This is a genomic window from Pseudomonas sp. MOIL14HWK12:I2, from assembly GCF_000510745.1.
GTDB lineage: Bacteria > Pseudomonadota > Gammaproteobacteria > Pseudomonadales > Pseudomonadaceae > Chryseomonas > Chryseomonas oryzihabitans.
In genome coordinates, this window is record NZ_KI783313.1 from 578,069 (window position 1) to 604,725 (window position 26,657).

Genomic DNA, 26,657 nt, shown 5'->3' on the forward strand with positions numbered 1-26,657 from the left:
CTGAGCTGGAGCACATGCCGTGCCAGCGCGAAAATCTCGCTATATCAGTGACTTAAGTGAAAACCTCGCCGCCTGGAAGTCCCAGACCGAACAGTTCCCCGGACAACTGTTGCTCGGGGAACAGCCCGGATGGCCGAACGCGGGCAGTCGCGCAAGCCCGTCCCCGGGCTCTCCTCAACCCGCCGGATTCAACATCTCGCTGATCTTGTTCGCCAGCGCATCGATGGCGAAGGGCTTGGTGATGATCTGCATGTTGGCAGCGAGATAACCCTCCACGTTCGAGCCTTCCGCATAGCCGGTCGCCAGCAGCACCTTGAGCTCCGGGCGGTTGGCCTGGGCCAGATCGGCCAGCTGGCGGCCATTCATGCCGGGCAGGCCCACGTCGGAGATCATCAGATCGATGCGCTGGGGATTTTCCAGGAACGGCATGGCTTCCTGGGCATTCCCGGCTTCGAGGGTCTGATAGCCGAGTTCGCCCAGCACTTCCACGATCAGCGACCGCACCACGGCCTCATCCTCGACGACCAGCACCACCTCGCCGACGCCAAGGGGTGCGCTGCGGCTTTCTTCGCTGGGCAGGATGTCCAGGTCACCGCCCAGGCACGGCATGTACAGTTGCACCTGGGTGCCCTTCCCCGGCTGGGACAGGATGCGGACCCCGCCGTTGGCCTGACGCATGTAGCCGTACACCATGGACAGCCCCAGGCCCGTCCCCTGACCGATCGGTTTGGTCGTATAGAAGGGCTCGAACACCTTGGCCAGCACCTCGGGCGTCATTCCCACCCCGGTATCGGCCACGGTGAGTGTCACGTAATCACCCTCGGCCAGATCCATCGCGGCACCCTCTTCCGGCGTGAGATGCACGGCTGCAGTGGTGATGGTGATGGTGCCGCCATCCGGCATGGCATCGCGGGCGTTGATGGCCAGGTTGATCACGGCGCTTTCCAGCTGGTTGGCGTCCATCCGCACCAGGGCGAGGCCCGCGGCCAGGTGCGTGGTGACGGTGATGTCTTCCCGGGTGGTGCGGTGCAGCAGGTCCTCCAGCGACGCCACCAGGGGATTGACCTCCAGGGGTTTCAGATCGAGGGTCTGGCGGCGGGAAAAGGCCAGCAGCCGCTGGGTAAGGGCCGCCGCGCGTTGCGCCGAGGTGACCGCCGCCGTGATGTAGCGCTCGTCATTCGTCTCGTCACCGCTGCGCCGACGCCGCTGCATCAGCTCCAGACTGCCGATAACCCCGGTGAGCAGATTGTTGAAATCATGGGCGATACCCCCGGTGAGCTGACCCACGGCCTCCATCTTCTGCGCCTGGTGCAGGGTGTCTTCCACACGGGAACGCTCCGCCACCTCGGCCGCGACCCGCGCCTCGAGCGTTTCATTGAGGTCGGACAAGGCCTTTTCCGCCTGCTTGCGCGCGGTGATGTCCGCGCAGGTGCCGGTGACGTAGGACGGGTTGCCGGCGGCATCCCGGAAGACCTTGCCCTTGCTCAGGAGCCACTGTCTGCCTGCGTCGCGCTTCAGGCGAAACTCCACGGCGAAATCCTTGCCATGGACGCATTCCGCCAGCGCTGCTCTGACGATGCCCCGGTCAGCGACATGCACATGGTCGAGGAAGCGCTCGACGGGTTCCGAGGTCAGGACGTCCGGCAAGCCGAACAGCTGCTGCAAGGCACTATCGCAATAGAAGCTGTGTTCATCGATGTACCAGTCGAAAATGCCTGCCTCGGAGGCCAGAAGGGCAGCGCGAAAGCGTTCGTCGGCAAGCTTCAGATGGGTGCTGGAATGTTGCTCGGCCAGCACCTGGTCAGTGACGTCTTCGGTCTGGTGGATGATTTAGCGAACCTCGCCCCGGTCATCCAGCACCGGGACATTCAGCGGGCTCCAGTAACGGACCTCGAAACCACCCCCCTCGCTGGCTGGCCGGGGAATGTCGTACTTGGTGATCGCCATGCGATCCGGTTTGCCGGTCTGCACCACCCGCTCCAGCGAGGCCCGCAGCACACCGGCCCCGAACTCCGACTGCCCGTCCGGGTTGCGGCCGAACACCTCGAAAATCGAGCGGCCTATGCAGTCCTCCCGTCGGGTATTGGTGCCGCGAACCCGCCCTTCGTTGGCCGCCACCATGATGAAATCGGGACCAGGCGTCAGTACCAGGACCAGGTGAGGCAGCGCCTCGAACAGCAGCTGAAAGTTTGGATCTTGACTCATTGTTACCTGCATGGGGCTTGTCATCTCTGAGCGCGCGGCGCTCGGATCGATGCCTCGCGGAAGCTGGAGGCACCGTCATCTGTACTCTTTCTGTGGAGGAATGGATCAGGGCTCAGTTCAAACAGGGAGACGAATCGCCCGTTCCGCGCACCGGGCATCCGTCGGTAGATAGAGGGTGAACACCTGAGACTGGGACGGCCCTACCGCTCTCGGCAGCTGCCCCAAAAGGATCGGTACCGGCGGATTCTACCGTTGCGCTTGGCGACAACGGATTCCTGCAGGCGGGCCTTTCCGATCACAGCTACGGCTTTCTGGACAAGCTGCGCTCAGCGGGTCCTTGGTCGTCCGAAAACCGCCCGTGGGACCGCCGGGGTGGCGGTCGGCTGGCCCCGCCCTCGCCCTCAGCGTCCGCTTCCCGCCAATCCGCCAAACCGCCGCCGGTAATCCCCCGGGCTCAGCCCCACGACCCGGGTAAAGACCTTGCGGAAGGCGCCTGGATCGCTGTAGCCGACCTCCCAGGCGACCCGTTCGAGCGGCAGGCGGCTGGCCTGCAGCAACTCGCGGGCACGGCCGACGCGCAGTTGCTGGCCGTAGGCGGTGGTGGTCATGCCGGTGGCCTGGCGAAAGCGGCGCAGAAAGGTACGAGGTTCCAGTCCGGCGCGTTGGGCCAGGGTGTCCAGGGCGAGGTCCTGGGCGCCGGTCGCCAGCAGCCATTCCTGTACGGCGAGGATGGCACTGTCGCCGTGGTTCAGGCGCGGCGAAAAGGCGCTGTAGTAGCGCTGCTGTCGGCCAGGCGGGTCGATGACCAGGGTCCGCGCGGTGTCGAGCATCCGCCTGGCGCCCAGGTAGCGGTCGACCACGCGCAGACCGAGATCGGTCCAGGCCATGAGGCCGCCGGCGGTGACCAAGTCCTCGCCGTCGATGAGGAGTTGATCGGCGTCCAGGCACACGGCGGGGAAACGTGTGCTGAAGCGCTCGACATGCAGCCAGTGGGTGGTGGCGGTACGGCCATCGAGCAGACCGGTTTCCGCCAGCAGGAAGGCACCGGCACAGATCGAGGCCAGGCGCACGCCCGCGCCATGCTGCAAGCGCAACCAGTCACGATAGGGCGCGGCGGCGGCCGGTGAAATCGGCTCGGCCAGACTGGGCGGCAGGATCAGCACCTGGGGCGCGCCGCTTGCCCCGGGCAGGGAATCGTAGACCCGCCTGGGCAGCGTCTCGCCCTCCTCCAGTCGCCAGTGGCTGACGCGCAACCGCGGGCGCTCGGCATCCTCCGCGGCCCCGGTGAGGCGCCCGGCGATCTCGAACAGATCGGTGAGGCCATGGACCGTCGCCTGTTGCACGCCGGGATAGAGCAGCAGGCCGAGTTCGATCGGTGGTTGATCGTGCATGTGTCGCTGGCGCCCCTGAAGTTGTCGGTCACGCCCCTTCGCCGGCGGGCGCGGTTGGCCAATCATGGCCGGACCCAAAACCTGAAGCATCTTCCGAGAGGCTGGACATGAGCAAGCACGCCGTCGTCGTCATCGATCTGCAGAACGAGTACCTCCCCCGCGGCAAACTGCCCCTCAGCGGCATCGAGGCCGCGGTCGCCAATGCCGCGCGGATCATCGCCCACGCCCGTGACCAGGGCGTGCCGGTGATCCATGTGCAGCATCGATCGCTGAGCGCCGAGGCGCCGATCTTCGTACCCGGCAGCGATGGCGTCGAGATCCAGGCCGCCGTCGTGCCCCGCGCCGGCGAACCGGTGGTGGTGAAGCACTATCCCAATGCCTTTCGCGAGACCTCTCTCAAGCAGCTGCTGGACGAGCGCGGTATCGAATCGCTGGTGGTGGTGGGTGCCATGAGCCATATGTGCATCGACGCCGGCGTCCGCGCCGCGGCCGATCTGGGCTACGCCGTGACCGTGATCCATGACGCCTGCGCCACCCTGGATCTGGAATTCAACGGGGTCCGGGTGCCGGCGGCCCAGGTGCATGCCGCCCTGATGGCGGCGCTGGCCTTCGCCTATGCGAGCCTGGCGTCCACCGACGCCTATCTCGCCGGCCAGGGCACTGCGGCGCCCGAAGCGCCTTAAGGCACGCCCTGGTCAACCAGCTCCAGCCGCGCGACCCGGGTGCCGGGCGACAGTAGCGCGCCCGGCGCGATGACCGCATTGGCGCCCAGTCGGCAATTGTCGCCGATCAGGGCGCCGAACTTGATCACCCCGGTGTCTAACACCCGGTCTCCGTGGCGGATGCGGATGACCGCGCCGTCACTTTCATTGCGGTAGTTGGCGACGATGGCACCCGCCTCCAGATTCACCCCGCTGCCGATCAGCGAATCCCCAACGAAATTGAAGTGGGCGAGCTTGCTGCCATCCAGCAGCAGGCTGCTCTTCAGCTCGCAGGCGGGCCCCACCACGCAGTGGGCGCCCAGATGAACACCGCCGCGCAGATAGGCGCCCGCCGCCACCAGGGTGCCGGGCCCGATGATGACCGGCCCCTTGAGCACCGCGCCCGCCTCCACCACCGCGGTCTCATGGATAGCGCTGTCGCCCTGGCGCCGATAGCCGGGACCGAGCCGCGCCAGCAGCAGCCTGACCTGGTGCTCGCAGGCACCAGTTAGCGTCCAGGGCGGGGCAGCTTCCAGGCGCAGGCTGGGCCAGGCGGCGATGAAGGTGGCGATATCCAGATCAGGCATGACGGGCCTCGGCAGTGGTGAAACGCCTGCCGATTCTGACCTGAGTCCCCCACGGATGCTCGCTCCGGCGGGCGAACGGCTCAGCCGTCGCGCAGGCGCCCCAGATGACCGCTGAGCATGGCGGCGACGGTGCGGCAGGTGCTTTCCGCCGGCAGCTCCTCATCGAACAGCAGCTCCACGGTGGAGTGGATCAGCTCGACCACGATCCGCGCGACCTGGGCCACGGCGGCCGGTGGCACGCTGGGTAGCAACAGCACCAGCAACTCGGTCTGCTGCGCCGCGACCCGGCGGTGCGAATCCAGGCGCACGTGCTCCAGCGAGGGCACCGCGCGCAGCGCCTTGAGGATCCACATGCCACCGGCGGTCTCGGCGGTGACCCGGTAGGTATCCAGCAAAAGTCCGGTCAAGACGTCTTCCACCCGCTCCAAAGGACCGGCCAGCAGCTCGGCATTGATCCGCCCGTCTATCTGCGCATTCTGCTTTTCCAGCAGGCGCCGGCCCAGCTCCTCCAGCAGGGCGTACTTGTTGGGGAAGTAGCGATAGAGCGCCGGCGGGGTCAGCCCGGCGCAGTCGCAGACCAGATTGGTCGACAGCCGCTCGATGCCGACCTGACAGAGCACCTCCGCCGCCGCGGCCAGGATGCGTTCGTAGGTTTCCGCTGCCCGCTGCTGGCTGGGGCGGGCCTTGGGCGTGGCGCGGGAGGATGGAGCGGACTCTTTGGCGACCATGAAAAAGCTCTCGTCTAGACGAAAAAACACCTTGATGGGCAGTAAAATGATAGTTATAACTATCGTGTAGCGATAACTATCATATCAGCAACCGCGTTGCCTTTACTGCCTCCAGCCACAACCACAACAAACAGCAGGAGCCACCTCCATGAAAACACCCCTCGCGCTCGCCGTCGCCCTCTGGGCGCTACCCCTGGCGCCCGCTCTGGCGGCTGACGCCGCACCGGTCCAGGGTCTCTGGCTGACCGCCGATCAGGGCGCCGCCGTCAAGGTCACGCCCTGCGCCGACAACGCCAGTGCCCTGTGCGGCACCATCGTCTGGGACAAGGACGCCGGCAAGGCCAGCGATACCTGCGGCACGCGGGTCTTCCAGATGACGCGTGACGACGGAGGTACCTGGCGCGACGGCTGGGTGTTCGATCCGCGCGATGGCAAGAAGTACAAGGGCTACGTCCGCCGCAAGGGCGACGACCTCAACATCCGCGCCTATGTCGGCACCGAGGTGCTCGGCAAGACCGAACAGCTCACCCCGCTGAGCACCCTCCCCGCCACCCCGCACTGCAGCTGAGCCACCGCAAGGAGCGACCCCATGAACCGGATTCTTCACCGCACCCAGGCGGCGGCCCTGCTGTGCCTGAGCGTTCTCGGCAGCGCGGTCCAGGCCGACGACGACCTGGCCAGCTATGCCCTGACCATCACCCCGCGCCTGCTCTCGGACGTGCGCAACCGCAGCATCTCGGACTCGCTCAATCGGCCGGGGGCCAAGGTCACCGTGGAGTTCGCTCATGAAAGCGGCCTGATCGGCCTGGCGGAAATCGGCAGCGTGAGCAAGAAGCAGTTCCTCGACGGCGATGGCGCCAACGTGCTGCTGGCTGGCGGCTACCGCTTCGGCGATCCGGAGGCCTGGCACTTCGGCGTGGGCCTGGCAGGGGAATTCTTTCCCGGCGCCCACTTCAAGGCGCCCAGCCGCATCGATCCGGAGACCGGCGCCCCCGATGGCTTTCGCAGCACCAACTACAACAGCCAGTTCGCCGTGCTGGAGATCGGCTACGGGGCACTGCAGGGGCGCATCCTCAACGTGCTCTCGGAAAACTACCGCGGCGCCAACACCGCCGGCGTCTGCGGCGCCCAGCTGCAATTCAACCCCGACCCCACCAAGGGCCTGGAGTGCTATGCCAAGGGCGAGCACAACTCCCGCGGCAGCCTGCTCTACGACCTGGACTATCGCTACGAGCTGACCCCGCGCACCAGCCTCAAGCTGCACGCCGGCTACCAGCAGATCCGCAATTTCTCCGAGGCCAACTTCAGCGACTACGGCGTCGGCCTGGTGCATCGCCACTGGGGCTTCGACTTCGGCCTGGACTACCTGAGTCCCCATACCCGGGCGCGCGAACTCTACATCGCCGAAGACGGCGACCATCAGCGCGCGACGGACGAGGCCCGCTGGGTGCTGTCCGTGGCCCGCCCCTTCTGAGCTGGCGCCCATGAAACCTCACGTCTTCGCCACGCCGCCCGCGCCGGTCCAGGCCACCGCCCTCGATGGCCTGGTGCTGGTGGTGGACCTCGGCACCTCCGGCTGCAAGAGCGCGCTGGTCACCCTTGGCGGCGAGGTGGTCGCCTGGACCTTCCACGGCGTCACCCTGCACGTCGAAGGGCACAGCGCCGAGCAGGAGCCGGAAGACTGGTGGCAGGCCTTCCTGCGCGGCGCCGGCGAATTGCTGGCGGCGGATCCGGCGCGGCGGCGGCGCGTGGTGGCGGTGTGCTGCTCGACCCAGACCGAGGGCACGGTGTGCGTGGACGCCAACGGCCAAGCCCTGGGCCGGGCGCTGCTCTGGCTGGACATGCGCGGGGCCGAGTCGGTGGCGCGGCGGGTCGGCGGCGGCCGGCTGAAGGTCGCCGGGTATTCGCCCTTCAAGCTGTGGCGCTGGATCCGCCTCACCGGTGGCGCGCCCTCGCTGTCGGGCAAGGATTCCGCCGGGCACATCGCCTACCTGCAGGACCACCAGCCGGAGCGCTATGCGCGCACGGTGAAGTTTCTCAATGTCCTCGACTTCATGAATCTGCGCCTTACCGGGCGCTGCTGCGCCACCGCCGATTCCATCTGCACCGCCTGGATCACCGACAACCGCGATTCGCGCCAGGTGAAGTACGACGCCGGGCTGATCCGCACCCTGGGCTTCGACCGCGACAAGCTGCCCGACCTGGTGGATTCGGCGGAGGTGATCGGCACCCTGACCGGCGCGGTGGCCGACCAGCTCGGCCTGCCGCGCAGCACCCCGGTGGTGGCCGGCTCGGTGGACACCTCGGCGGTGGCGGTGGGTTCGGCGGTAGAAGACTTCGCGCCGCACCTCTATCTCGGCACCTCCTCCTGGCTGGGCGCCCATGTGCCCTTCAAGAAGTCCGATGTCTTGCGCCACATGGCCGCCGTGCCCAGCGCGGTCAAGGGCCGCTACCTGGCCATGGCGCTGCAGACCGCGGCGGGCGCCAACCTGTCGTTCCTGCGCGACAAGGTGCTCTACCACCCGGACGAACTCCTCAGCGACGAACAGCACCCGGATCTCTATGCCCTGCTCGACCGCATCGCCGCCCGGGTGCCGGCGGGCGCCCGCGGGCTGCTCTACACCCCCTGGCTGTATGGCGAGCGCAGCCCGGTGGACGATCCCAGCCTGCGCGCGGCGCTGATCAACCTGTCGCTGGAGCACACGCGGGAAGACATCATCCGCGCCTTTCTCGAAGGGGTGGCGCTCAACACCCGCTGGATGCTGGAACCCTTCGGCCGCTTCCTCGGCCGCCGGCCGGAGCGGATCACCGCGGTGGGCGGCGGCGCCCAGTCCAATCTCTGGTGCCAGATCATGGCCGACGTCACCGGCCAGGTGATCGCCCAGCCCGATGCGCCGATCCAGGCCAATGCCCGGGGCTCGGCCTATATCGCCGCCGCCGGCATCGGCGCCCTGGCCTTCAGCGACGTGCCGGCGCTGCAGCGACCGCCGCGGCTCTACCAGCCCTGCCCCCAGGCGCGGGCGCGCTACGACGACAGCTACGCCACCTTTCTCGAAGTCCGCCGGCGCCTGGCGCCGCTCTATCGCCGCCTCAACCCCAACCAGGGAGCCCGACCATGAGCGATACCCTCGAAGCGCGCGAACAGGTGGTGGATCTCTGCCTGCACCTGGTGCGCCGTGGTTTCTTCGCCGCCACCGGCGGCAACCTGGCTCTGCGCCTGGACGCCGAGCGCATCGCGGTGACCCCCTCCGCCCTCGACTACTACCAGATGGGCGCGGAAGACGTCTGCATCCTGCGCCTGGCCGATCTGCACCAGCTCGAAGGCGATCGCGCGCCCTCGGTGGAAACCGGGTTGCACGCCCGGGTGCTGCGGCGCTTTCCGGCGGCGGGCTGCAGCCTGCACACCCACCAGCCGCTGGCCAGCGCCTGCACCCTGCTGGGCGAGGCCCTGAGCGTCGACGATCCCGAGCGCTGGCCCGAACTGGGCCGCCGCCTGCCGCTAGTGGGCTATGCCCCCTCCGGTACCGGCTGGCTGGCCAAGCGCCTGGATCGCGCCCTGAGCGCCGAGAGCCCGGCCTATCTGCTGCGCAACCATGGAGTGCTCTGCTACGGCGCCAGCGCGCGGCAGACCCTGGCGGTGCTGGAGCAGCTGGAAGCCTTCTGCGAGCACTACCTAGTTGGTCGTATCGCCAGCCGCCCAGGTGTCTCCGCAGCCGACAGCCTGGCGCGCCAGCGCCTGCTGACCACCCTCACCGCCTCCCTCCCGTCCTGAGGTCCGCCATGAATCAGCCCCTGACCACCCCGCCGCCCCTGGTACCCACGCCTCCGGCGATTTCCGCCTGGCCGGATACCGAGACGCTCTATCGCCGTTTCGACGCCCTGGTCAAACAGCCCATGCGCCCGCTGCGCCGCGAGGCGCTGGCCAAGGTCATGGGCTATTTCGACGAGCGCTGCCAGGGCTCGCGGCGGCTCGCCGAAGAAGCCAAGCGCTTCATTCCCGGGGGCATCCAGCACAACCTGGCGTTCAACCATCCCTTCCCCCTGGCCATCGCCCGGGCGGAGGGCGCGCACCTCACCGACGTCGACGGCAACCAGTACATCGACTTCCTCCAGGCCGGCGGCCCCACCCTGCTCGGCTCCAATCATCCCGGCGTGCGCGACCAGGTGCAGCGCATCCTCGCCGAGTGCGGCCCGGTCACCGGCCTGCTGCACGAATACGAGGTCAAGCTGGCCGAACTCGTTTGCCAGAGCGTGCCCGGCATCGACCAGGTGCGGTTGCTGGGCTCGGGCACCGAGGCGGCCATGGCCGCGGTACGCCTGGCGCGGGCCTATACCGGGCGCCGCTGGATCATCAAGATCGGCGGCGCCTACCACGGCTGGAGCGATCAGCTGGTGTACGGCATGCGCCTGCCCGGTACCGGGCGCATGGAGGCCCTCGGCATTCCCCGCGGCGCCACCGCCCACACCCAGGAAAGCCCGCCCAACGACCTCGAGGCCCTGCGCCGGCGCCTGCAATTCAATCGCCTGCGCGGCGGCACCGCGGCGGTGCTGGTGGAACCCTTCGGCCCGGAGAGCGGTACTCGCCCGGTGCATCCGCACTTCAACCGCGAGGTGCGCAAGCTCTGCGACGAATTCGGCGCCCTGCTGATCTTCGACGAGGTGGTGACCGGTTTCCGCGCCGGCATGGGTGGGGCCCAGGGCTACTTCAAGGTGCTGCCGGACCTCACCGTGCTCGGCAAATGCCTGACCGGCGGCTACCCCATGGCCGGGGCCCTGGGCGGCAAGGCCGAGGTCATGCAGCTGCTGGTGGGCGGCATCGGCACCTCGTCGAAGCGCGCCTTCGTCGGCGGCACCCTGTCGGCCAATCCGCTGTGCTGCGTGGCCGGCTACTACGCCCTCAAGGAGATCCAGCGCCTCGACGCCGCCGGCCAGGCCGGCCGCGCCGGCGATCGACTGCGCCAGGGCCTGGAGGAGATCATCCAGCGCCGCAACCTGCCCTATGTCGCCTACAACCTGGGCTCCATCGTCCACCTGCAGACCTCCGGGGTGCTGCTGCTCGACACCGGCAATCCGCTCAAGCTGCTGCGGGTGCGCAACGAGGCCAAGGCGCGCAAGCACATGATGGAAGAGATGGGCGCGGCCTATACCGCCCATGGCCTCATCACCCTGGCCGGCAGCCGCATCTACACCAGCCTGGCCGACACCGACGCCGTGATCGACGACGCCCTGGAGCGTTTCGACCGGGTCTTCCAACTGGTATGAGGCCGCCCATGAAAGCCGAATCGCGCCAGCAATGGCTGGATCTGCAGCAGCGTCTGGCCCGACAGGGCGAGCGCTCGGCCCTGGCCCTGTCGGTGCGCATACCGGGGGCGGCGAGTCTCTGGTACGGCACCCTGGGCGATGCCGCGCCCTGCGAGATCGAGCTGGCCCGCCGCAGCGGCGCCGCCCTGGATCATGCACTCGTCTACCGGTCGCGACCGGATGTCGGCGCCATCATCCAGGGCGCGGGGCGCTACGGGCAGCATGTGGCGGACTTCGGCGGCCAGTTGCCGGAGCTGTTCGACGAGCAGGCCCGGCACCTGGGGCGGATGGCGCCCGCGGTGGCCCGGGGCGATGCCCTGGCGGAAGCCCTGGCCGCGCGCGGCAACGTCCAGCTGCTCGGCGGCCAGCCACTGTGCCTGGGGACCACCGCCAGTCGCGCCGCCCTCAATGCCGAGCTGTTCGAGAAATGCGCCAAGGCCTACACCCTGGCCCAGGCCACCGGCGCGGTGCTCACCCGCCTGCCCTGGTGGGTGGTGCTGATCGCCACCCGCCGACTCCAGCGCGACCAGCGCGCCGCCGCCGAGGCCTTTCGTCAGGGCCGGCTGCCGGCGGAAAGCCGTGGTTACTAGCCACTCTTCGAAGGTAGACCCCATGACCGTCACCGCGCCCGCTCCGCCTCGCCAGGTCCAAGCCGCGCTGCTGCTGGGCTCCCTGGCGCTGCTCATCCTCGGCCTGCAACCGCTGCTGCTCGGCGAGCTGTTCACCAGTGGCCGGGCCAGCCTCGACGGCCTCGGCCTGGTGGCCATGGGCGAGATCGTCGCCCTGGGCCTGGGCGTGATCGCCGGTGAGGCCCTGGGCCCGCGCCTGGGGCTGCCAGCCGTACTGTGGCCGGCGACGCTGCTGGCGGTCGCCGCCGACCTGGCCAGCGCCCAGGCCAGCGGTGATCTGCCGTTGCTCGGCCTGCGCGCCCTCGCCGGCCTTGGCGAAGGCCTGCTGCTCTGGGCGGCGGTGGCGCTGATCGTCCGTCAACCCACCGCCGAGCGGCTGTCCGGCCTGTTCATGGCTCTGCAGACCTTTTGCCAGGGCCTGCTGGCCGCCCTGCTGGCGCTGTGGATCCTGCCCCGGCTGGGCAGCGCCGGCGGCTTCCGGCTGCTGGCCGGTGTCACCGCCCTGGCGCTGCCGCTGACCGTCGCCCTGCCACGCCGGCTGGCGGCAGTGGACGTCCCTGGCAGCGCGCCGGTCCGCCATAGATGGCGACTGCCCCAGGCACTGCTGCTGGCCTTCGTCGGTTGCCAGCTGGCGGCCATCGGCGCGCTCTGGGCCTACCTGGAACCCTATGGCGAAGCCCTCGGACTGGACGCCAGCCAAGCCCAGACCCTGATCGCCGCCAGCTTCGCCGCCCAGTTGCTCGGCGGCCTGGCCGGCGCGGTCCTGGTGGCCTGGCTGCCGGCCGCCACCACCCTGACCCTGGCGACCCTGACGCTGGGCAGCCTGGCCGCGCTGATCTATGGCCTGGCGCCGGGGGCGCACCTGAGTTTCGTGCTGCTGTGCCTGACCTTCACCTTTCTCTGGCAGACCCTCACCCCCTTCCAGATCAGCCTGGCCCTGCGGCTGGACGCCAGTGGCCGCGTCGCCACCCTGGTGCCCTCGCTGCAACTGCTCGGCTGCGCCGCCGGCCCGGCGCTGGCCTCGCTCTGGTTGCAGGGCGCCGCGGTCAGGCCCGCCGCCCTGACGAGCGCCCTGCTCGCCCTGCTGGCCCTGGGGCTGGCGGCCCTGCTCGCCCTCAGTGCCCGCGGCCCCCGGCCGGTGCCGCGCTGGCGCTGGCAGCGCCCAGACTGAATACTGCCGCCGTCACCGAATCGTCCCCTTCCTGCCCCCTTGCGGACTGCTGCCATGAATGCGCCCCTCCCCGATCCCGCTCCCGCCCTGGTCGACCCCGAGACCCTGCAGCGGCTATTCGCCGCCCAGGGACCGCGTGCCCTGGCCCTGCGCGGCTCCAGCGCCGCCGAGCGCCTGAGCCTGCTGCAGCGCCTGCATGGCGCCCTGGTGGCGCGGCGGGGGGCGCTCTATGCCGCCTTTCGCCAGGACTTCGGCAAGCCCGAGGTGGAGGTGGAACTGTCGGAGATCATGCCGGTGCTGGAAGAGATCCAGCACGCGCGCCGCCACCTGCGCCGCTGGATGAAGCCACGGCGGGTGCGCCCGACCCTGACCTCCCTCGGCTGCCCGGCGCACATCCACAGCCAGCCGCGCGGGCGCTGCCTGATCATCGGCCCCTGGAACTACCCGGTCTCCACCCTGCTCGGCCCCCTGGTGTCGGCCTTGGCGGCCGGCAACAGCGTGATGCTCAAGCCCTCGGAATTCACCCCGGCGGTCAACGCGGTACTGCGCGAACTGCTGGCCGAGGCCTTCACCCCGGACACCGTGGCCTTTTGCGAAGGCGATGTCTCCACCGCCCAGGCGCTCTTGGCGCTGCCCTTCGACCACTTCTTCTTTACCGGCTCCACCGCCGTGGGCCGCCTGGTGATGCAGGCCGCTGCCCGGCACCTGGCCTCGGTGACCCTGGAGCTGGGCGGCAAGTCGCCGGCGATCATCGACGCCAGCGCCGACCTGGACGCCGCCGCCGAGCTGCTGCTCTGGGGCAAATTCCTCAATGCCGGCCAGTCCTGCGTGGCGCCCGATCATGTCTTCGTCGCCCGCCGCCTGCTGCCGGCCTTCAAGGAGCGCTGTCGCGCCCTGCTGGTGCAGCGCTACGGCAGCGATGCCGCCGCCAGCCCGGACTATGCCCGACTCATTCACCAACGCCACGCCAGCCAGCTGATCGGACTGCTGGAACAGGCCCAGGCGGCCGGTGCCCAGCTGATCCACGGCGGCGCGCACGACGCGGCCGGGCGCTACCTCGCACCGACCCTGCTGGATTGCTCGGCCATCGACAGCCCCCTGGACAGCCAGGAGCTGTTCGGTCCGCTCCTGCCGGTGATCGCCTACGACGACCTGGAAGAGGTGCTGCAGCGCATCGACGCCGGGCCCAAGCCCCTGGCGCTCTATCTCTGGAGTCGCGACCGCGACATCCAGCAGCGAGTCATCACCCGCACCAGCTCCGGCAGCGTCGGCCTCAATCTGTGCATGCAGCAGTACACCCAGCTGCACCTGCCCTTTGGCGGCGTCAATCACTCCGGCAGCGGCAGCGCCCATGGTCAGGCCGGTTTTCGCACCTTTTCCCACGAGCGCAGCGTGCTCGCCGCCGGTCCGCTGCTGGCCGTTCGTCTGCTGCTGCCGCCCTATTCGCCCTTCAAGCTGCGACTGGCGCAGTGGGTGTCGCGCCTGACCGGAGGCGGCTAGGTCCAGTACGAGAAGTGCCTGCGCATCGGCGATGCTTCGTTGAAAAACCCCTGGATCGCCAGCCCGGTCGGAATGCTCCTTTACCGCACGTACACTGCGCTCCCTCTGCTTTTTGGTTGGTGAGCGCTACCCCTTTGAGCAGCCTTGGGCGGTTACTCCCGTTGGTCGTTTCAATCCGCCTCACCTTCGCTCGGCGACTTTCGTACCGGACCTGGAAAACGCCCAGCAGGGCACACCATCCGCCGGGAATGACGCCTCCAAGGATGCACGAGCGGCAAACCAGCCTTTAGAATGACGGGCCGCCAGCCTTGGGCGTGCCGATCTGCGATTGGCGCGGTCCAAGCCCGGCATGGGTTACCCTTGCACGTGAATTCTATTTGGAGCGGTGAGCTGAACGATGGGCTTTGAGCAACTAGCTGAACTACGCGACCGCCTGCGGGCCGAAAAAGCGCAGGTAAAGACCGAGAGCAACGAGCGGCCGGCGCGGAGACCTTCACCGAAAGCCAAGCCCCGCGAGCAGAAGCCCCGCGAGCAGGATCCGGTGGTCGAAGGCATCCGCCGTCTGCAAAAGCACTTCCCGCTGGCCTTCCCGGTCAATCCGGCACCCAAGGTGCCGCTCAAGGAAGGCATCCTGAAGGACGCCGAGCAGCACCTTGAGCGCCTGGGCATCACCGGTGATCAGCTCAAGCAGTCGATCGCCACCTGGTGTCGCGGCACCCGCTACTGGGCGGCCATGACCGAAAACGCCCCGCGCCTGGATCTGGATGGCCAGCCGGCTGGCACCGTGACCGCCTCCCAGGCGGTCTATGCCAAGCAGCAGGCACGCCGCCAGCGCGCCCAGGCCCGCCGTGAGCAGGCCAAGGCCAAGGCGGACACCGCCGCGCCTGCCGAAGCGCAAGCGCCTGCAGCGGCCGAGACCGTTGCCGCTCCCGCAGACGACGCCTCCGCCTGAGCCCCGCTGCCCCTGTCGCCCAGACAGGGGCAGTCGTTCCAGACGCCCGCCGCGTTAGGACAGCCGTCCCGGCAATTCGATGCGCATGACCGTCCCCCCACCCTCGCGCCCCAGGGCGACGATGCGGCCCTGATGCGCCGCGCAGATGGCGCGGGCGATGGACAGGCCCAGGCCACTGCCGCCAAGGTGGCGTGCCCGGGAACTGTCGGCGCGCCAGAAGCGGTGAAAGACCCGCTCGCGATCGGCTTCGGCGATGCCCGGGCCGCGATCCCGGAATTCCAGCACCAGGCCCTCGGCCAGGGCCAGCTGGACGATCTCCAGTTCGCCGCCGCTGGCGCCATAGCGCAGGAAATTTTCCAGCAGGATGTTGAGCAACTGGCCGATGCGATGGCGGTCGGCGTACAGCCGTTGGCGGGGATCCAGTTCCAGGCGCAGCTGGATGGCCTCGGCCTGCAGCTGGGGCGCGAACCAGGCCAGCCGCTCTTCCACCAATGCCGCCAGGGCGAAGGGCCGCTGATCCAGCGCCAGTTGCCCGGCCTCGGCCAGCGACAGGGTGTGCAGATCGCCCACCAGGGTGTTGAGCAGGTCGAGCTGGCGCTTGACCATCTGCAACTGGCGGGCATCGGCGGGAAAGACCTCGTCGAGGATGCCCTGCACCCGCACCGAGGCGGCGTTGAGCGGGGTGCGCAGCTCATGGGCGAGGATGGCGCTGGAATCCCGCACGTCGCGCTCGTATTGCTGCAGCCGCGCGGTGAGGCTGTTGAAGTCCAGCGCCAGGCGGCGCAATTCCGCCGGCGCCGTCTCGGCCACCTCCAGGCGGGTCTCCAGATCGCCGGAGGCCACCCGCCGCGCCGCCGCGGCGATGGCGGAGAACTGGCTCGACAGCGGGCGTGACAGCCGAAAGCCAGCCAGCAGGATCAGCGGCACGGCCGCCAGCAGCAGCCCCGCCAGCACCCACCAGTCGCGGCTGGCGATGCCGGGCAGGAAATAGCGCACCGGATAGTAGTGGCTGAACAGCGCCCAGAGTCGCGCCTCGTTTTCCTGTGGATCGGCGCGCAGCTGGAGGATTTCCGCCCGCGCCGCCTGGGGCACCTGGCGCAGCACCCACCAGTCGCCGAAGAGAAACCAGAGGTACATGCCGGCGGCGATCAGCAGCACCGCGCCCAGGGCCAGCAGGCTCATGCGCCAGCCGACCCAGCGCCCCAGCGGCGCCTGGCGCTTCATGAAAAGCGATAGCCGATGGCGCGCACCGTCACCGGCACGCCGGGAAGGCCCGCCGCTTCCAGCTTGCGCCTGAGGTTGTGCAGGTGGGTGTCCACCACCCGCGCCAGGGCTTCGCTTTCCGGCAGGCAGCGCTCCAGCAATTCCTCGCGGGTAAAGGCCTTGTGCGGAGTGCGCATCAGGGTGGCGAGCAGGCCGAATTCGGTGGGCGTCAGCTCCAGGGCCCGTGCCTCGACGGTGGCGCTGAAACGTTCCAGATCCACCGTCAGGGCGCCATGGCGCAGCCAGCGGTCATCGCGCGGCGCCTGGTGGCAGCGACGCAGCACCGCGTGCACCCGCGCCACCACCTCCTTGGGGTTGTAGGGCTTGACCACGTAGTCGTCGGCGCCATAGCGCAGGGCGCCGAGCTTTTCCGGCTCGTCGCCGATGGCGGTCACCATGATCACCGGGGTATCCCCGGCGCGGCGGATCTGTGCCAGCACCTCGGTGCCACCGAGGCGCGGCAGCATCATGTCGAGCAACACCAGATCGGGTCGCTCGCGCTGGAACAGCTCCAGCCCCTGGCGGCCGTCTTCGGCGAGGATGACCGCGAAGCCATCGCGCAGCAGATAGGCCTCCAGCACGCTGGCGCTGTCGGCGTCGTCTTCGACGATGAGTATGAGTTTGTCGCCCACGTCCGCTCTCTTGATCGAATCTAGACAATTAGCCGAAGGAATCTTGATTCGGCGTCCCTAGCCTGCGACCCATGCCTTGCACCGGGTCCGCCTGCCATGCCTTCACTCGCCGCTTCCATCACCTGCCAGTTGCTGCTGATCGGTCTGCTGGGCCTCAGCGGTTGCTCGCTGATTCCCGACTATCAGCGGCCGCCCCTGCCGGTGCCCGCGCACCAGGGGCTGTGGCACCGGCAGGACGCTGCCCCCGCGGCGGGCGTTGATCTCAGCCCTAACGAGCGCCAACTGCTGGCCGCGGTCAGCGCTGAAGCTCTCCTGCCAGAGCTGGTGGGCCAGGCGCTGGCGGGCAATCGAGACTACCGGATAACCCAGCTCAGGGTCGAGCAGGCGCGGGCGCAGCTGGGCGCGCGCCAGGCCGACCGCTGGCCCACCTTGGGCCTGGCGGTGCAGCGGCCGCGCCAGCGCTTCGCTGACCAGGCGCTGGACGAGCGCTACCAGCAGGACCTGGCCACCGCCACCCTCGGCGTGGACGCCTTCGAACTGGACTTCTTCGGGCGGGTAGCCAGCCTCGGCGAAGAGGCCCGCCACCAACTGTTGGCCAGCGCCTATGGCCAGCAGGCCGAGCGCGGCGCCTTGGTAGCCGAGGTGGCGCGCCTCTTCCTGCTGGCCCGCGAGGCCGATGCCCAGGTCTTCAGCGCCCAGGCCATGGCGGCCCTCAGCGATGAGCTGGTGCAGCGGACCCGGGCACGCATCGCCGCCGGCGACCTGGCCCCGGCTGCCCTGGAGCCCCTGACCCAGGCCGCCCTGGACGCACGGCAACTGGAGCAACAGCGCCTGAGCCAACGCACCAAGGCCTATGGGGCGCTGGCCTGGGTTACCGGCTACCGGCTGGCGCCCTCGCCCAGCGCTGCGCCTGCCCCGGCCGGTCCGCCGCCGGAACTGCCGGGCGAGCTGGCCGACCTGCCCTCCAGCCGCCTGCTGGAGCGTCTCGACGTACGCGCGGCCGAGGAGCGTCTGCAGGCGGCCAACGCCAGCATAGGCGCGGCCCGTGCCGCCTTTTTCCCGAGCATTCGCCTGAGCACCGCGGTGGGCCTGGCCAGTCCGCAATTGCAGGACCTGTTCAGCGCCGGTCAAGGGCTGCGCCTGCTGACGCCGTCGCTGTCCCTGTCGCTGTTCGACGGCGGGCGCAACCAGGCCAACCTGGACGCCGCCAGGACCGCTCGCGACCTGGCCCTGGCCGCCTACGAACGCACCCTGCAGGACGCCTTTCGCGAACTGGCCGACGCCCTGGAAGAGCGCCGCCTGCTGCTCGCGCAGCGGCAGACCCTGGCCGCCCAGCTGCAGTTGAGCCAACAGCGCCGCCAGCGTCTGGCGCGCCAGTGGCAGGCCGGGGCCGGCGATCCCGGCGCCAGCCTGCAGGCCGGTCTCGACGGGCTGCGCGCCGGCGAGGCGCTGCGCCAGACCGACCAGGCCCTGCGCCTCAATCGCCTGCGCCTGTACCGCGCCCTGCACGGCCTCGACCACCCTTCCGCCACCTAAGAGGACTCGCCATGACCCGCACCACCCTGCTGCTGCTGCTCTGCCTGACACCCCTGGCCGCCCAGGCGGCCGACGCCTCGCCCTGGGGTGACCACACCGACGTCAGCCTCGGCCTGGTGGCCGGCGCGGTCGGTCGCTACATGGGTTCGGCCGCCTACCGGCCGCAGTTGCTGCCGCTGGTGGTGGTGCAGCGTGGGCCCTTCTTTGCCGACACCAGTCGCGGCCTCGGCCTGCAATGGCAGTCGGCCCAGGGACTGACCCTCAGCGGCGCCCTGAACTACGACTTCGGCCGCGATGACCGCGACAACGCCTCGCGGCCAGGCGCCGACCGCTTGAAGGGTATGGGCGAGGTCGACGGCGCCACGGTGCTGGACCTCAATCTGAGCCAGGCCCTGGCGCCCTGGCTCAGCCTCAACGCCGAGGGCGAATGGCGACTGGCCGGGGCCCAGCGCGGCAATCGCTATCGCCTGGGCGTGGAAGCCATCGGCCTGCACACCGACCAGGACACCCTGGCGCTGGATCTCGACGCCCACGCCAGTGACAGCCGCTTCAACCAGACCTATTTCGGCGTCACCGCCGCCCAGAGCGCCGCCAGCGGCTTCGCCCCGGCCCGGCTCGACCGGGGCATCTATGCCTATTCCGCCGCGCTGAACTGGTTGCACGCCTTCGATCCGCACTGGAGTTCGGTGGCGACCCTGACCACCACCTACTACGGCGACCAGGCACGCGACAGCCCGCTGCGGCAGCGCGCCACCGCCACCACCGCCCAAGTCGCCCTGACCTACAGCTTCTGATCCTGGAGCCCGCCATGCCTGGCCCGCGCCTGACCTCCGCCCTCGCCTTACTCCTGCTGCTGCCCCTGCTGGGCGGCTGTTCACCCGATGAACGCCCCGGTCCGGTGCCCCTGCGCACCGTCAAGCTCGCGCCGGTCGCGCGGCTTGCGGCCCAGGCCCCGCTGCTACCCGGCCTGGTGCGCCAGCCGCACAGCTCGGCGCTGGCCTTCGAAAATGGCGGCCGGGTGCTGAGGGTGGCCGTGGACGTGGGTGCCCGGGTCGCGGCCGGGCAACTGCTCGCCGAGCAGGACGCCGAACCGGCACGCCTGCGCCTGGCCCAGGCCAGCGCTCGGGTGCAGGCCGCTCGGGTGGAGCTGGACCAGCGCCGCGCCGGACAGCGGCGTGCTCGGCAGCTGTTCGCCGACGGCAACCTGGCCAAGGCTGAGCTGGAAGCCGCCAACGCCGCCCTGGGTGCGGCCCAGGCCCAGCAAGGAGGCGCCGAGGCGGAACTGGCCCTGGCGCGCCGCGCCCTGGCCCAGACCCGGCTGATAGCGCCCTTCGCTGGCCAGATCGTCCTGCGCGCGCCGGAGCCGCTGCGGCTGGTGGGCGCGGGCGAGACCCTGTTCGGGCTGCAGGCCGACGGCGAACGTCAGGTGGTGGTGCAGGTGCCGGCCGCCCTGGCCCAGGGGCTGGCGCCCGGCACTCAGGCCCAGGCCTATGCCACGCGCGACGGCGCGCCCCTGCCGCTCCGGCTGGTCGGTCTTTCGCCGCGTGCCGAGCAGGGCCTGCTGCAGGAAGCGGTCTTCGCCCTCGACCAGGAGGCACCGGCCCTGCCCAGCGGCAGCCTGCTGGACGTGCGTCTGCCGCTGCCGGCCCAGGCGCAGCTGGCGGTGCCCCTGGGCGCGCTGCTGCCCGGTCAGAGCGGCAGCGCCGGTCAGGTCTATGTCTACCAGCCGGAGACCCAGCAGGTGAAACCGCGCCCGGTCACGGTGGCGGCCCTGCAGCAGGGCCAGGCGCTGATCGCCAGCGGTCTCGCCGAGGGTGACCAGATCGTGGTGGCCGGGGCCGCCTTCCTGCACGCGGGCGAGCATGTGCTGCCCTATCGGCCCGGCACCGTGCTCACGGGGGAGTAAGTTATGTCCCTGACCGCTTTCGCCCTGCGCCGGGGTCGCCTGGTGCTCTTTGTCGCCCTGGCCCTGCTGCTCGGCGGTCTCTATGCCTTTCTCGGCTTTCCCTCCCAGGAGGAGCCCAGCGTCACGGTGCGCGACGCCCTGGTCAGCGTCGCCCTGCCCGGCCTGCCCAGCGACCGGGTGGAAGAGCTGCTGGCCAAGCCGCTGGAAGACCGGCTGCGCGAATTGCCCGAACTCAAGACCATGGTGACCACCCTGAGACCCGGCCAGGCCATCGTCCAGCTCACCGCACGGGACGAGATCACGGACCTGCCGGCGCTCTGGCAACGGGTGCGCAACAAGGTCGCCGAGGTGGCGCAAGAGCTGCCCGAAGGCACCCAGGGGCCGGTGGTGGACGACGACTTCGGCCGGGTGGCAGTGGCGTCCATCGCCGTGACCGCGCCCGGCTTCAGCCCGAGCGAACTGCGCAGCGAAGCCGAACGGCTGCGTCGGGCGCTCTATGATCTGCCCGGGGTGGATCGCATCGCCCTCTATGGCCTGCAGGAAGACCGCGTCACCCTCGAACTGGACGCCACCGCCCTGGCGCGGACCGGTCTTTCGCCCCAGGCCCTGCTGGCGCAGCTGCGGGCGCGCAACGCACTGATCAGCGGCGGCAGCCTGCGCCAGGGCGACCGTACGCTGAGCCTGGCCATCGGCGGCGAACTGGCCGATCCCGCCGCGCTGCGCGCCGTGCCGATCCAGCTGGCCGAAGGCCGCGCCGTGCCCCTGGCCGAGCTGGCCCAGGTGCGGGTCGAACCCGCGCAACCGGTGCGCAGCGCCGCCTTCTATCGCGGCGAGCGCGCCCTGGTGCTGGGCATCGCCATGACCCCGGGACGCAACGTGGAAGCCTTCGGCGCTGCGCTGCACGACCGGCTCAAGGCCCTGGAGGCCAGTCTGCCCGCCGGGTTCGCCCTGCACCGGGTGACCTTCCAGGCCGAGGTGGTCCATCACGCCATGGCGCGCATGCAGCACGTGCTGATGGAGACCATGGTGATCGTCATGGCGGTGGTCATGCTGTTCCTGGGTTGGCGCCTGGGACTGATCGTCGGCGCCATCGTGCCGCTCACGGTGCTGGCGACCCTGCTGGTCATGCGCGCCCTGGGCATCGAACTGCAGACGGTGTCCATCGCCGCGCTGATCCTGGCGCTGGGACTGCTGGTGGACAACGGCATCGTCATCGCCGAAGACATCGAACGACGCCTGCGCGCCGGCGAGGACCGCCGCGCCGCCTGCGAGGCCGCCGGCCGGACCCTGGCCATCCCGCTGCTGACCTCTTCGCTGGTGATCATCCTGGCCTTCTCGCCGTTCTTTCTCGGCCAGACCAGCACCAACGAATACCTGAGGTCCCTGGCCGTGGTGCTGGCGCTGACCCTGCTGGGCTCCTGGGCGCTCAGCCTGACGGTGACGCCGCTGCTCTGCCTGCGCCTGGTGCCGGATCCCACCCATACCGGCGCCAGCACCGACAGCGCCCTGCACCGCGGCTATCGCCGGCTGCTGGAAGCCCTGCTGCGGCACCGGCTGGCCTATCTGCTGGCCATGCTCGGGCTGCTGGTGCTGGCCACCCTCAAGGTGCTCAGCCTGCCCTACGACTTCCTGCCCCCCTCGGATCGTAATCAGTTCCAGATCCCCATCCAGCTGGAACCCGGCACCTCGGCCGAGCGCACCCTGGACCTCATGCAGGGCTTCAGCCGCTGGCTGGGCGTGGATGCCGATATCGTCGAAAGCATCGGCTACGTCGCCGAGGGCGGTCCGCGCATCGTGCTGGGGCTCAATCCGCCGTTGCCCGGTCCCAATGTCGCCTATTTCACCGTGACCACTCGCCCGGACGCCGATCTCGCCCAGGTCATGGCCCGGGTCGGCGCCGAGCTGGCGCGCGGCTATCCCGAGGTGCGCGCCCAGCCCAAGCGCTTTTCCCTGGGTACCACCGAGAGCGGCCTGGCGGTCTATCGCCTGAGCGGGCCGGACGAGGCGGTCCTGCGTCAGCTGGGCAGCGATCTTGCCGACCTGCTCGCCGCCGTCCCCGGGACCCGCGACATCCAGGACGACTGGGGTCCGCGGCTGCTGCGCTATCAGGTCGAGGTCGACCCGGCCCGGGCCCGCGCCGCCGGACTCGACCGGCGCGACCTGGCCCAGACGCTGCAACTGGCCGGCGACGGCCTGAGCGGCGCCCGGTTGCGCGATGGCCAGTATCCGGTCGAGATCGCCGCGCGCAGCCCTGCCCCTGACGGCGATCCAGGCAGCCTGCTGGTCTATCCCCAGGGCGGCGGCGCGCCGCTGCCGCTGGCGTCGGTGGCCCGGATCGAGCTGGCCAGCGAGGCCGGGGTCAAGGTCAGACGCAATCTGCAGCGCACCCTCACGGTCAGCGCGCGCAATCCCGGCATGACCGCCGCCACCCTGGTCGCCACCCTCGCGCCCCAGTTGCCGACCCTGCAGTTGCCGCCCGGCTACCGCCTGGAGCTGGGCGGCGAGAGCGAGGATTCCGCCGCCGCCAACGACGCCCTGCTGCGCTACCTGCCGCTGGCCGCCGTGGCCATGCTGCTACTGTTCCTCTGGCAATTCGATTCCTGGCGCAAGGTGCTCATCATCGTTGCCAGCATTCCCTTCATCCTCATCGGCGTGGCCCTGGCGCTCTGGCTGAGTGGCCATCCCTTCGGCTTCATGGCCACCTTCGGCCTGCTGTCCCTGGCCGGCATCATCGTCAACAACGCGGTCTTGCTGCTCGAGCGCATCGAAGCCGAACGCCAGGCCGGCAAGCCTCTGGTGCCGGCGCTGCTCGACGCCGCCGGCGAGCGCCTGCGGCCGATCATCATGACCAAGCTGACCTGCATCCTCGGTCTCATCCCGCTGATGCTCTTTGCCGGCCCCCTGTGGACGGGCATGGCCATCAGCATGATCGGCGGCCTGGCCCTGGGCACCCTGGTGACCCTGGGGCTGATCCCGGTGCTCTATGGCTTGCTCCATGGGCGCCGTTAGCGGGCAACCGGGCGCGCGAAGGCGCCGCTTCGCTGGCGCAAAGGCGGGGTGACGTTATGCTGGTAGGGATCCGGCGCCACCCGCTCCTGTGGCCGCCCCTCGCCCCGATGCCCCCGCCCGGGCACCGCCAAGGACTCTCCCATGACCAGACTCCAGTCCCCATCGGAGGCTGTCGCGCTTCCCCCGCTCATCGTGATCGGCGCCTCCGCCGGCGGCATCACCGCGCTGCAGCAGCTGTTCGAGGCCATCGGCACCCAGTTGCCCTTCGCCTTCGTCGTGCTGCAGCATCTACCGCCCAGCAGCCCCAGTGGTCTGCGCAGCCTCCTGCAAAACTGGTCAGCGATGCCGGTCGAGACGGCCGCGAGTGACACCTACCCCAAGCCCGGCACTGTCCATCTGCCCTCGCCCGCCGCCATCCTGACCCTGGAAGACCAGCGTTTTCACACGCGCCCAGCCGAAGGTGGGCAGCGAAGGCCGGAAACCGACGCCATCGATGCCTTCCTGGAGAGCCTTTCGCCGCAGGCGGCCGCCCGTACCGTCACGGTGATCCTGTCCGGCAGTGGCATGGACGGCACCGCCGGGGCTATCCACATCCGCCAGTGCGGGGGCACGGTCATCGTCCAGGATCCGCTGACGGCCGCCCATCAAGGCATGCCCAACGCCATCGCCCAGCGCGGTCTGCATCATCTGGCCCTGCCCATCGCCGCTATCGCGCGCTATCTGATCGGCTGCGCCGCGCCGGAGTACCACTGGCCGGAGCCCACGACCCAGCCGACCTCCCTGGCAACGACCCTGGAGCAGATCCTGGAGCTGATCCGCCGCCAGGCGGCGTTCGACTTCAGCGGCTACAAGACGTCCCCCCTGCTCTGGCGCATCCAGCAGCGTATGGATGTACGCCGGGTCTGGGCCTTCGGCGACTATGCCGCGCTGCTGGAGGACGACCCCGCCGAGCTGGTGGCCCTGGTCAAGGGCATCCCTATCCATGTCACCGAATTCTTTCGCGATCCGGACGCCTGGGACGTACTCGGCGAAGAGGTGCTGCTGCCGCTGCTGAAGCGCCCGGCGACCGAGCCCCTGCGCATCTGGATCCCCGCCTGCTCCACGGGGCAGGAAGCCTATTCGATGGCGATGTTGCTCGACGAACTGCGTACCGCCCATGGCTGCACCACCGGAGCGCAGCTGTTCGCCACCGAGCCGGCCCCGGAGATGCTGGCCCAGGCCAGCCGTGGCGCCTATCGCGGCAGAGAGCTGGCGACGCTGTCACCCGCACGTCTGGAAAGATTCTTCTATGCCGTCGATGGGGCCTATCGGGTTCGGCGCTCCTTGCGCGAGCGCATGGTCTTCGCGGTCCAGGACCTACTGCTCGATCCGCCGTTCGCCGCGATGGATCTGATCAGCTGTCGGAATCTGCTGATCTACCTCGAACCCGAGACCATCGACTTCGTGCTGCAGCTATTGCACGGCGCGCTACGGCCTGGCGGCTATCTGCTGCTGGGCAAGAGCGAGGCCTATCCCCTGCATCGCTTCGGCTTCGAACCCGTGGCCCTGCGCTGGAACATCCATCGCAAGGCAGGGCCCTTGCCAGGCCCGCCGCCCACCCTGCCCCGGCGACGATCCAGCCGGACAGTGCGCGCCCTCGAAGCCGAGCGCACGGCCCTCGAACATTTCGAGCTGCCCTCGGTGCTGATCGACGTCGAGGGGCAGGTGCTGCGCCTGTACGGCAACACCGAGGCCTTTCTCGGCCTGCCGGTCGGTGAACCGAGCTACCGACTGCTCGATCTGGTGCCCCGCCCCTGGGTCGCCACCCTGCGCCATCACCTCACCGGCGCCCTGCACGGTGGCGAGCCAACGCTGGTCGCGGGCTTGCCGGATCGCTTCGACGCCACCTTGAGCGTCACCTTGCGCATCACGCCCCTGGATGGTCCGGGTCAACAGGATCAGGTGCTGGTGTCCTTCATCCGTCAGTCAGGGAGCGCTGGGACACCCGCGTCTCCAGACGTTTTCGATGACACTCGGGTGGTAGAGGAAGCGGACTGGCGTGAAGCGATCCGCCTTTCGCAGGAAGAGCTCGAAGCCTCGCGCGAGGAGCTGCAGGCACTCACCGAAGAACTCAAGGCCTTGAACAACGAACTCAAGGACACCAACGACCAGCTGCAACTGAGCAACGAGGACCTGAACCGGGCGAACGATTCGCTGCAGGACCATATCGGGCAGTTGCAGATGCAGCGGCGGGTCCTGTCCTCCGGCGCCGTGATGACCCTCTGCCTGGATGCCGAGCTGAAGATCCTCTGGTTCACCCCGGCCATGACCGACCTGCTGCCGCTGCAACAGGCCGATACCGGGCGGCATGTGCGTGACCTGGTACCCAAGTTCCAGGATCCCGAGCTGTTCGAGGACATTCGGCAGGTGTTGCAGGATGGCAAGCCCCGCACGGCGGTGGTGCAGTCCCGGGACAGCCGCTGGTTTTTGCGGCGAATCTACCCGGATACGGGCAATCCGCGAGCCGTCGCCGGTGTCGCCGTCACTTTCGCCGATATCACCCTGCGCACCCAGGCGGAGCTGGCACTGCGTGAACGCGAACGCCAGCTGAAACGCAGTCAGCAATGGCTCACCGCGCAGAAGGACGCCTTCCAGTCCGCCATGAGGGGAGAAGGCCTACGCCGGTCGCTGGGCATTCTGATCCAGGCCCTGATCGCCGAAGCGGGTGATCAGCGCCGGTGCGCCTTCTTTCTCTCCAAGAGCACGGGTCTGAGCCATGTGGTGGGTATGACGGAGCGCTACGCCCGGGACGTGGAGGGTTGCCCGATCTCCCTTGATTCGCTGGCCTGCGGGCTGGCCATCGCGCTGGGTGAGCCGGTCATCACCCGCGATGTGCTGGAGGAGCCGCTCTGGGAATCCCGGGCGTGGATGGCACGTCAATACGACTTCCGTGGCTGCTGGTCCTTTCCGGTCAAGACTGCGGACGGTGAGAGCCTCGGTTCCCTGGCGATGTATTTCCAACATCCCCGACTGCCGGATGCGATGGATCTCGAACTGGCCGCGGCCTTCACCCACACCGCGGCGATCATCATCTGGCGGCACCTGCAACCGGATGGCGAGGCCGTGACCAGCGGCATCGACACCGGGCTGGCAGAGCCCTGATACCG

At 69.3% G+C, this 26,657-nt stretch carries 20 protein-coding genes and 1 pseudogene; 15 read left to right on the forward strand and 6 right to left on the reverse strand.

All coding sequences use genetic code 11. The annotated features are described in order from the left end of the window. Nucleotides 1-174: 174 nt before the first annotated feature. Both PSK12I2_RS24150 and PSK12I2_RS0119000 read right to left on the reverse strand, forming a co-directional pair. Nucleotides 175-2,205: pseudogene (locus PSK12I2_RS24150) on the reverse strand (ATP-binding protein). A 401-nt stretch (nt 2,206-2,606) separates the two neighbouring features. Beyond that, nucleotides 2,607-3,596 carry a GlxA family transcriptional regulator gene (locus tag PSK12I2_RS0119000; RefSeq protein ID WP_027599627.1) on the reverse strand — a complete coding sequence of 330 codons (990 nt, stop codon included), beginning with the start codon at nt 3,594-3,596 and terminating at the stop codon, nt 2,607-2,609. A gap of 107 nt (nt 3,597-3,703) precedes the next feature. Between PSK12I2_RS0119000 and PSK12I2_RS0119005 the strand changes: the two genes are divergently transcribed. Then, nucleotides 3,704-4,279, forward strand: coding sequence for a cysteine hydrolase family protein (locus PSK12I2_RS0119005; RefSeq protein WP_027599628.1), 576 nt, complete (start codon nt 3,704-3,706; stop codon nt 4,277-4,279). On the opposite strand, the gene PSK12I2_RS0119010 is transcribed toward PSK12I2_RS0119005, so the two are convergent. After that, nucleotides 4,276-4,884: a DapH/DapD/GlmU-related protein gene (locus PSK12I2_RS0119010; protein ID WP_027599629.1), complete on the reverse strand. Its 609-nt coding sequence runs from the start codon at nt 4,882-4,884 to the stop codon at nt 4,276-4,278. The genes PSK12I2_RS0119005 and PSK12I2_RS0119010 overlap by 4 nt on opposite strands. 80 nt (nt 4,885-4,964) lie before the next feature. Further along, entirely contained in the window at nt 4,965-5,612 is a 648-nt protein-coding gene (locus PSK12I2_RS0119015; protein WP_007158625.1) for a TetR/AcrR family transcriptional regulator, read from the reverse strand. A 148-nt stretch (nt 5,613-5,760) separates the two neighbouring features. Here PSK12I2_RS0119015 and PSK12I2_RS0119020 point away from each other — a divergent pair, with 148 nt between their 5' ends. The 9 genes from PSK12I2_RS0119020 (at nt 5,761) to PSK12I2_RS0119060 (ending at nt 15,165) form a co-directional block, all read left to right on the forward strand. Next, complete coding sequence (locus tag PSK12I2_RS0119020; RefSeq protein ID WP_027599630.1) at nt 5,761-6,180, forward strand: DUF2147 domain-containing protein; 420 nt, start codon at nt 5,761-5,763, stop codon at nt 6,178-6,180. Between the two features lie 21 nt (nt 6,181-6,201). Further along, the gene (locus tag PSK12I2_RS0119025) at nt 6,202-7,086 is read left to right on the forward strand and encodes a TorF family putative porin (protein WP_027599631.1); all 885 of its coding nucleotides are present in this window, start codon (nt 6,202-6,204) and stop codon (nt 7,084-7,086) included. Between the two features lie 10 nt (nt 7,087-7,096). Beyond that, on the forward strand, nt 7,097-8,731 hold the full coding sequence (locus PSK12I2_RS0119030) for an FGGY-family carbohydrate kinase (RefSeq protein ID WP_027599632.1): 1,635 nt from the start codon (nt 7,097-7,099) through the stop codon (nt 8,729-8,731). After that, a complete protein-coding gene (locus tag PSK12I2_RS0119035) occupies nt 8,728-9,384 on the forward strand; it encodes a class II aldolase/adducin family protein (protein ID WP_027599633.1) in 657 nt (218 codons plus the stop codon). Before PSK12I2_RS0119030 ends, PSK12I2_RS0119035 begins: the two co-directional genes overlap by 4 nt. 8 nt (nt 9,385-9,392) lie before the next feature. Further along, nucleotides 9,393-10,874: an aspartate aminotransferase family protein gene (locus PSK12I2_RS0119040; RefSeq protein ID WP_007158630.1), complete on the forward strand. Its 1,482-nt coding sequence runs from the start codon at nt 9,393-9,395 to the stop codon at nt 10,872-10,874. An 8-nt stretch (nt 10,875-10,882) separates the two neighbouring features. After that, nucleotides 10,883-11,503 (forward strand): hypothetical protein, encoded by a 621-nt coding sequence (locus PSK12I2_RS0119045; RefSeq protein WP_007158631.1) that lies wholly within the window; start codon nt 10,883-10,885, stop codon nt 11,501-11,503. Between the two features lie 22 nt (nt 11,504-11,525). Continuing rightward, nucleotides 11,526-12,713, forward strand: coding sequence for a hypothetical protein (locus tag PSK12I2_RS24155; RefSeq protein WP_051398758.1), 1,188 nt, complete (start codon nt 11,526-11,528; stop codon nt 12,711-12,713). 54 nt (nt 12,714-12,767) lie between these two features. Further along, nucleotides 12,768-14,213, forward strand: coding sequence for an aldehyde dehydrogenase family protein (locus tag PSK12I2_RS0119055; protein ID WP_027599635.1), 1,446 nt, complete (start codon nt 12,768-12,770; stop codon nt 14,211-14,213). A gap of 397 nt (nt 14,214-14,610) precedes the next feature. Beyond that, the gene (locus PSK12I2_RS0119060) at nt 14,611-15,165 is read left to right on the forward strand and encodes a ProQ/FinO family protein (protein WP_027599636.1); all 555 of its coding nucleotides are present in this window, start codon (nt 14,611-14,613) and stop codon (nt 15,163-15,165) included. Between the two features lie 54 nt (nt 15,166-15,219). Here PSK12I2_RS0119060 and PSK12I2_RS0119065 read toward each other — a convergent pair whose 3' ends face one another. Next, entirely contained in the window at nt 15,220-16,389 is a 1,170-nt protein-coding gene (locus tag PSK12I2_RS0119065) for a cell wall metabolism sensor histidine kinase WalK (RefSeq protein ID WP_007158635.1), read from the reverse strand. After that, entirely contained in the window at nt 16,386-17,060 is a 675-nt protein-coding gene (locus PSK12I2_RS0119070; RefSeq protein WP_007158636.1) for a response regulator, read from the reverse strand. Before PSK12I2_RS0119070 ends, PSK12I2_RS0119065 begins: the two co-directional genes overlap by 4 nt. Nucleotides 17,061-17,156: 96 nt before the next feature. Between PSK12I2_RS0119070 and PSK12I2_RS0119075 the strand changes: the two genes are divergently transcribed. From PSK12I2_RS0119075 to PSK12I2_RS0119095, 5 genes are all read left to right on the forward strand, one after another. Further along, nucleotides 17,157-18,596, forward strand: a complete 1,440-nt coding sequence (locus tag PSK12I2_RS0119075; RefSeq protein ID WP_027599637.1) for a TolC family protein — start codon at nt 17,157-17,159, stop codon at nt 18,594-18,596. An 11-nt stretch (nt 18,597-18,607) separates the two neighbouring features. Then, nucleotides 18,608-19,390, forward strand: a complete 783-nt coding sequence (locus PSK12I2_RS0119080; RefSeq protein WP_027599638.1) for a MipA/OmpV family protein — start codon at nt 18,608-18,610, stop codon at nt 19,388-19,390. A gap of 14 nt (nt 19,391-19,404) precedes the next feature. After that, a complete protein-coding gene (locus tag PSK12I2_RS0119085) occupies nt 19,405-20,502 on the forward strand; it encodes an efflux RND transporter periplasmic adaptor subunit (RefSeq protein WP_051398759.1) in 1,098 nt (365 codons plus the stop codon). Nucleotides 20,503-20,505: 3 nt separating this feature from the next. Continuing rightward, nucleotides 20,506-23,511, forward strand: a complete 3,006-nt coding sequence (locus PSK12I2_RS0119090; RefSeq protein WP_027599640.1) for an efflux RND transporter permease subunit — start codon at nt 20,506-20,508, stop codon at nt 23,509-23,511. A 141-nt stretch (nt 23,512-23,652) separates the two neighbouring features. Then, entirely contained in the window at nt 23,653-26,652 is a 3,000-nt protein-coding gene (locus tag PSK12I2_RS0119095) for a chemotaxis protein CheB (protein ID WP_027599641.1), read from the forward strand. Nucleotides 26,653-26,657: the final 5 nt, after the last annotated feature.

Excerpts from the sequence above, each read along its gene's own strand:
- PSK12I2_RS0119095 (WP_027599641.1), top strand. The coding sequence starts at position 23,653 with ATGACCAGACTCCAGTCCCCATCGGAGGCTGTCGCGCTTCCCCCGCTC.
- PSK12I2_RS24155 (WP_051398758.1), top strand. The coding sequence starts at position 11,526 with ATGACCGTCACCGCGCCCGCTCCGCCTCGCCAGGTCCAAGCCGCGCTG.
- PSK12I2_RS0119040 (WP_007158630.1), top strand. The coding sequence starts at position 9,393 with ATGAATCAGCCCCTGACCACCCCGCCGCCCCTGGTACCCACGCCTCCG.
- PSK12I2_RS0119010 (WP_027599629.1), bottom strand. The coding sequence starts at position 4,884 with ATGCCTGATCTGGATATCGCCACCTTCATCGCCGCCTGGCCCAGCCTG.
- PSK12I2_RS0119075 (WP_027599637.1), top strand. The coding sequence starts at position 17,157 with ATGCCTTCACTCGCCGCTTCCATCACCTGCCAGTTGCTGCTGATCGGT.
- PSK12I2_RS0119055 (WP_027599635.1), top strand. The coding sequence starts at position 12,768 with ATGAATGCGCCCCTCCCCGATCCCGCTCCCGCCCTGGTCGACCCCGAG.
- PSK12I2_RS0119020 (WP_027599630.1), top strand. The coding sequence starts at position 5,761 with ATGAAAACACCCCTCGCGCTCGCCGTCGCCCTCTGGGCGCTACCCCTG.
- PSK12I2_RS0119015 (WP_007158625.1), bottom strand. The coding sequence starts at position 5,612 with ATGGTCGCCAAAGAGTCCGCTCCATCCTCCCGCGCCACGCCCAAGGCC.
- PSK12I2_RS0119005 (WP_027599628.1), top strand. The coding sequence starts at position 3,704 with ATGAGCAAGCACGCCGTCGTCGTCATCGATCTGCAGAACGAGTACCTC.
- PSK12I2_RS0119060 (WP_027599636.1), top strand. The coding sequence starts at position 14,611 with ATGGGCTTTGAGCAACTAGCTGAACTACGCGACCGCCTGCGGGCCGAA.
- PSK12I2_RS0119085 (WP_051398759.1), top strand. The coding sequence starts at position 19,405 with ATGCCTGGCCCGCGCCTGACCTCCGCCCTCGCCTTACTCCTGCTGCTG.
- PSK12I2_RS0119065 (WP_007158635.1), bottom strand. The coding sequence starts at position 16,389 with ATGAAGCGCCAGGCGCCGCTGGGGCGCTGGGTCGGCTGGCGCATGAGC.
- PSK12I2_RS0119025 (WP_027599631.1), top strand. The coding sequence starts at position 6,202 with ATGAACCGGATTCTTCACCGCACCCAGGCGGCGGCCCTGCTGTGCCTG.
- PSK12I2_RS0119035 (WP_027599633.1), top strand. The coding sequence starts at position 8,728 with ATGAGCGATACCCTCGAAGCGCGCGAACAGGTGGTGGATCTCTGCCTG.
- PSK12I2_RS0119090 (WP_027599640.1), top strand. The coding sequence starts at position 20,506 with ATGTCCCTGACCGCTTTCGCCCTGCGCCGGGGTCGCCTGGTGCTCTTT.
- PSK12I2_RS0119080 (WP_027599638.1), top strand. The coding sequence starts at position 18,608 with ATGACCCGCACCACCCTGCTGCTGCTGCTCTGCCTGACACCCCTGGCC.
- PSK12I2_RS0119000 (WP_027599627.1), bottom strand. The coding sequence starts at position 3,596 with ATGCACGATCAACCACCGATCGAACTCGGCCTGCTGCTCTATCCCGGC.
- PSK12I2_RS0119045 (WP_007158631.1), top strand. The coding sequence starts at position 10,883 with ATGAAAGCCGAATCGCGCCAGCAATGGCTGGATCTGCAGCAGCGTCTG.
- PSK12I2_RS0119030 (WP_027599632.1), top strand. The coding sequence starts at position 7,097 with ATGAAACCTCACGTCTTCGCCACGCCGCCCGCGCCGGTCCAGGCCACC.